We start from the raw sequence: 421 nt of genomic DNA, 5'->3' as shown, positions 1-421 counted from the left end.
ATGAGCCCGACGAGCTACCGGACTGCTCCATCCCGCGACGATAAAAAGTGATTCAATGGTGGAGGCTGACGGGATCGAACCGCCGACCCTCTGCTTGTAAGGCAGATGCTCTCCCAGCTGAGCTAAGCCTCCGCAACACCCCACAAAGTGACTCGAGCCCTTTGCGAGGATTCTTATCTAAAAAAATGGTGACCCGTAGGGGATTCGAACCCCTGCATGACAGCGTGAAAGGCTGCTGTGTTAAACCGCTTCACCAACGGGCCATATGCAGTATTTATGGTGCGGTCGGCGAGACTCGAACTCGCACGGGTCGCCCCGCCACCCCCTCAAGATGGTGTGTCTGCCAATTCCACCACGACCGCTTAAATGTAGTTTTTGGTAGCGGCGGAGGGGATCGAACCCCCGACCTTTCGGGTATGAA

3 tRNA genes are annotated in these 421 nt (G+C 56.1%); all 3 read right to left on the bottom strand.

The window, feature by feature from the left end:
- Positions 1 to 56: 56 nt before the first annotated feature.
- The 3 genes from ACI7RC_RS27790 to ACI7RC_RS27780 all read right to left on the bottom strand — a co-directional run bounded on the left by ACI7RC_RS27790 (position 57) and on the right by ACI7RC_RS27780 (position 362).
- Positions 57 to 132: transfer RNA gene (locus ACI7RC_RS27790), tRNA-Val, on the bottom strand.
- A 54-nt stretch (positions 133 to 186) separates the two neighbouring features.
- A tRNA-Glu gene (locus tag ACI7RC_RS27785) sits at positions 187 to 263 on the bottom strand.
- 14 nt (positions 264 to 277) lie between these two features.
- Positions 278 to 362, bottom strand: a tRNA-Leu gene (locus ACI7RC_RS27780).
- Positions 363 to 421: the final 59 nt, after the last annotated feature.

The sequence above is a fragment of the Brevibacillus sp. B_LB10_24 genome, assembly GCF_046036945.1.
GTDB lineage: Bacteria > Bacillota > Bacilli > Brevibacillales > Brevibacillaceae > Brevibacillus_C.
This window is presented reverse-complemented; position numbering and strand designations above follow the sequence as displayed.